3 protein-coding genes are annotated in these 5,093 nt (G+C 69.7%); 2 read left to right on the forward strand and 1 reads right to left on the reverse strand.

The genetic code is table 11. The annotated features are described in order from the left end of the window. Positions 1-155: 155 nt before the first annotated feature. Complete coding sequence (locus ABZ956_RS30375; RefSeq protein ID WP_361900699.1) at positions 156-2,213, reverse strand: fructose-specific PTS transporter subunit EIIC; 2,058 nt, start codon at positions 2,211-2,213, stop codon at positions 156-158. 325 nt (positions 2,214-2,538) lie between these two features. Between ABZ956_RS30375 and ahcY the strand changes: the two genes are divergently transcribed. Both ahcY and ABZ956_RS30385 read left to right on the forward strand, forming a co-directional pair. Continuing rightward, entirely contained in the window at positions 2,539-3,993 is a 1,455-nt protein-coding gene (gene ahcY / locus ABZ956_RS30380; RefSeq protein WP_361900702.1) for an adenosylhomocysteinase, read from the forward strand. Positions 3,994-4,092: 99 nt separating this feature from the next. Then, positions 4,093-4,707 carry a hypothetical protein gene (locus ABZ956_RS30385; protein ID WP_361900705.1) on the forward strand — a complete coding sequence of 205 codons (615 nt, stop codon included), beginning with the start codon at positions 4,093-4,095 and terminating at the stop codon, positions 4,705-4,707. The last annotated feature ends 386 nt before the right edge of the window (positions 4,708-5,093 follow it).

Genomic DNA, 5,093 nt, shown 5'->3' on the forward strand with positions numbered 1-5,093 from the left:
GGTCGTCGGGCGCAGCCCCCGAAAAACCCACCCATCCCGGCCAAATCCAGCCCGTCCGGCGTTTGAGGACCGGGGGTCCGGGGGCGGAGCCCCCGGTTACGGGAAGGGGCGGGGTGGGGGAAAGTCCCTCCCGCCCCGCCCCCGGGGCGGGAGCCCTACCGGATCTCGCCCAGCACCCGCAGGATCGCGTCCACATCCCCCGCCCCCGACAACCGCTCCCGAAACCCCGCATCCAACAACTTCCGCGCCAGCAACGCCAGAATCCGCAAGTGCTCGTCCCCCGCCGCCGCCTCCGGCACGGCGATCATGAAAACGAGCCGCGCCGGCGAACCGTCCAGCGCCCCCCACTCGATGCCCCCGGCCGACCGGGCGAAGCCCACGACCGGTGCCGTGACGGCATCCGTCTTCGCGTGCGGGATGGCGATCTCCTCGCCCAGACCGGTCGTCCCCAGCTCCTCCCGGGCCAGGGCCGCGTCGAGGAGAGCGTCGACATCCCTCACCTTGCCGGTGACGGCCAGCAGTTCGGCCATCTCCCGGATCGCCGCCGCCTTGTCGCCCGCGGCGAGCTCCCGCAGCACGGTCGCCTCGGTGAGGTAACCCGAGAGGACCTCGGGCGGCGCCCCGGGCGTCCCGGGCCGGGCCGGAACCCCGGCCTCGTCGGTGCCCCGGGCCACCGCCACGGGGGCCACAGCCGCCCCGGCCCGGGCCCCGACCCCGGCCCGCCGCACGGCCGCACGGCCGGCGGCGGAGGAGCCCACAGCCATGAGGCTGACCGTCGCCAGGGCGGTCACCACCGTCCCCACGGCCACCGCGATCAGGAACATAGGCACCCCGCCCACCGCACCGAGCACGGCCACGATCGGCCCCCCGTGCGGCACGCTGTCCGTGACGGCCGCGAGCCCCGCGATGGCACCCGCCACCGCGCCGCCCAGCATGTTCGCCGGAATCACCCGCGCCGGGCGCGCGGCGGCGAACGGGATCGCGCCCTCGGTGATGCCGAAGAAGCCCATGAACAGCGCCGCCAGCCCGGTCTCCCGCTCCTGTTCGTCGAACATCCCGCGCCGTAGCACCGTGGCCAGCCCCTGGCCGAGCGGCGGCACCGGAATGGCCGCCGCGCACATGCCCATGATCTCGGGGTTCCTGGAGACGAGGCCCGCGCCGAAGAGGAAGGCCGTCTTGTTGACCGGCCCGCCCATGTCGAACGCGATCATGAGGCCCAGGATGACGCCGAGCAGAGCGGCGCTCGTACCGGTCAGCCCGCCGAGCCAGCTGGTGAGGTGCTCGAAGACCCAGGAGATCGGGCGGCCGAGGACGTAGATGAAGAACAGGCCCACGACCGAGGTCGCCAGCACCGGGATCACGATGACCGGCATGATCGGCCGGACGAACCGGGGAACGTCGACCTTCTTGATCCACAGGACGACGTAGCCGGCCAGGAAGCCCGTCACGATCGCCCCGATGAAGCCCGCGCCCGACTCGGAGTCGTACAGCGCACCCGTGTTGGCGATCCAGCCGCCGACCATGCCGGGTACGAGGGCGGGTCGGTCGGCGATCGCGTAGGCGATGTAGCCCGACAGGATCGGGATCATCAGCTTGAAGCCGATGTCCCCGATGTCGAAGACGTGCTTCCAGAACGAGCCGTCCGGAATCACCAGCCCGCCGTCCGCCCGGGGCTCGCCGCCCAGCGCCAGCGACACCGCGATCAGCAGCCCGCCCACGACGACGAACGGAATCATGTACGAGACGCCGTTCATCAGCGCCTTGTACGTGACCCCGCGCCCCTTGCCGCCCCCGGGCAGCGCGCCCCGGGCCACCGGCACCGGCCCGGCACCGGAACCGGCCCCGCCACGGGGCTCGTACACTGGCGCCTCCCGCACCCGCTCGATCAGCCGCTCGGGATGGTGGATGCCCTCGGCCACCCCCACGGACAGCACCCTCTTGCCGGCGAAGCGGCTGCGGTCGACGTCCGTGTCGGCGGCGATGATGACCCCGTCGGCCTCGCTGACATCGTTGTCGGAGAGGACGTTCTCCGCACCGATCGAGCCCTGGGTCTCCACCTTGATGTCATGACCGAGCGCCTCCGCCGCCTGCTGCAGCTTCTCCGCCGCCATATAGGTGTGCGCGATGCCGGTCGGGCAGGCGGTCACGGCAAGCAACTTGAGCCGCTGTCCCCTCCCCGCCGCGGGGGCGGGCGGATCGGCCGATGACGTCACGGGGTCTCCTCATCACTCATCACTGCCCGCATCCTGCAACACCTGACGGACCGACGGACAGGTCGGCCGGGGGCGAGTCCGGAACTTGTCGAAAGGGGGCTGGGGCTCCCCAGGTGGCCCGGTGTAGATTCGGGGCAAGAGCCAGACGTCGCTGCTGATGGCGGTCGGGCGGGCCGCGAGTGCGGACCGGCCGAGGGAGAGAGGGCCTCCGACGGACTGCGCTGCGGCCAGGGGACCAGTGTGGGCTGACACATGCGCACGCTGGGCTTGACCGCGTGCACAGCCGTACCCAACGCCCGCTCGCCCCACAGGAGGAGCAGCCCGTATGACTACCACCACCGGCCGGGATTTCAAGGTCGCGGACCTGTCGTTGGCGGCCTTCGGTCGTAAGGAGATCACCCTCGCCGAGCACGAGATGCCCGGCCTGATGGCGATCCGCAAGGAGTACGCGGAGGCGCAGCCGCTGGCCGGCGCCCGCATCACCGGCTCGCTGCACATGACGGTGCAGACCGCGGTACTGATCGAGACTCTCGTGGCGCTGGGCGCACAGGTGCGCTGGGCGTCCTGCAACATCTTCTCCACCCAGGACCACGCGGCCGCCGCCATCGCCGTCGGTCCGGAGGGCACCCCGGACAACCCGCAGGGCGTCCCTGTCTTCGCCTGGAAGGGCGAGACGCTGGAGGAGTACTGGTGGTGCACGGAGCAGGCGCTGACCTGGCCGAACACCCCCACCGGCGGCCCGAACATGATCCTCGACGACGGTGGCGACGCCACCCTCCTGGTCCACAAGGGCGTCGAGTTCGAGAAGGCGGGCTCCGCCCCCGACCCGGCGACGGCGGACAGCGAGGAGTACGCGCAGATCCTCACGCTCCTCAACCGCACCCTCACCGAGAACCCGCAGAAGTGGACCCAGCTGGCGTCCGAGATCCGCGGTGTCACCGAGGAGACCACGACCGGCGTCCACCGCCTGTACGAGATGCAGCAGGCCGGCACGCTGCTCTTCCCCGCGATCAACGTCAATGACGCGGTGACGAAGTCGAAGTTCGACAACAAGTACGGCTGCCGCCACTCCCTCATCGACGGCATCAACCGCGCCACCGACGTCCTGATCGGCGGCAAGGTCGCCGTCGTCTGCGGCTACGGCGACGTGGGCAAGGGCTGCGCGGAGTCGCTCCGCGGCCAGGGCGCCCGGGTGATCATCACCGAGATCGACCCGATCAACGCGCTCCAGGCGGCCATGGACGGCTACCAGGTCACCACCCTGGACGAGGTCGTCGAGACCGCCGACATCTTCGTGACGACCACGGGCAACAAGGACATCATCATGGCCTCGGACATGGCCAAGATGAAGCACCAGGCCATCGTCGGCAACATCGGCCACTTCGACAACGAGATCGACATGGCGGGCCTGGCGAAGCTCCCCGGCGTCGTCAAGGACGAGGTCAAGCCCCAGGTCCACACCTGGACCTTCCCCGACGGCAAGGTGCTCATCGTGCTGTCCGAGGGCCGCCTGCTCAACCTGGGCAACGCCACCGGTCACCCGTCCTTCGTCATGTCGAACTCCTTCGCGGACCAGACCCTGGCCCAGATCGAGCTCTACACGAAGCCCGAGTCCTACCCGACCGACGTCTACGTCCTGCCCAAGCTCCTGGACGAGAAGGTGGCCCGCCTCCACCTCGACGCCCTCGGCGTGAAGCTCACGACGCTGCGCCCGGAGCAGGCCGCCTACATCGGCGTCCCGGTCGAGGGCCCGTACAAGCCCGACCACTACCGCTACTGAGAGCAGCCAAAACCACGGCAGCTGCCTGAGTAACTGATAGAACAGGCCCCCGCCCCCAGGGCGGGGGCCTGTCCCGTTCGCGTCAAGGACCTGACCACCATGCCCCGCGGCCGCTACTCCCTCCACGACCCCCACGATCACTCCCCCCTCGGCGACGAGCGCTTCCACTGCGCCCCCGGCCCCTCCGGGTGGCGCTACGTCTCCCAGATCACCGACCCCTCCGGCACCCCCGCCGGCTCGGTCGACCTCGCCATCGACGACCTCGGCCGTCCTATCCGCCTCCAGCTGCAGAGCGCCGACTGGCAGGTGCGCGGAGCCGCCCTCGAAGGCGTCACCTGGGTCCGCACCGACCCCACCGGCGAGCACGCGTCGGAAGGAAACGTCCGCGCACACGCCTTCACCGGCACCTCCCCCGCCTTCTACGTGGCCATCGCCCGCCTCCTCCGGCTGTCCCCCGGCCAGGGGGCGACACGCGTCCGCCTCGTCCACTTCACCGCCCCGGTCCTCGCCCCCCTCACGGTCGACCAGTCGTGGGCCTTGGTCGCCAGGACAGCACACAGCACTGACAACGGCCCCCTCGAAGTGGACGAGTACCAGGTCAGCGCCCTGGACACGGGGGAGCAGCACAGGGTCCACCTCGCCGGCGACGTGGTGCTCTCGGCCCCCGGCATCGAGCTCGAGGACCTGGAGAGCCCCCCGTCGTCGTTCACGTGACGCCCTCAGGAGCTGGTACTGTTCTCTTCGCCCCACACAGACCGTTGACACGGGACGCGTGGGGAGGTAGATTCAAACGGTTGCGACGAACTGGACCAGTTCCTCCGCAACGGTTAGTGTCTGACCAGCTTCGGCCAGTGAATTGATTTCATACGAAGCGTCTTCGACCCCTTATCGGGACCGAAAAGCCGATTACGATCGGCCGGACCGGATCTGATAAAGTCGGAAACCCCGCCAACGGGAACCGGAAACGCAATCCGAATCCTACCGCTCCTTCGGGATGCGGGAAGAAACGGAAAACGGATCTGGTAAGGTTGGAAACACGAAATACCGAAGGGAAGCGCCCGGAGGAAAGCCCGAGAGGGTGAGTACAAAGGAAGCGTCCG

The sequence above is a fragment of the Streptomyces sp. NPDC046261 genome, assembly GCF_040646235.1.
Lineage (GTDB): Bacteria > Actinomycetota > Actinomycetes > Streptomycetales > Streptomycetaceae > Streptomyces.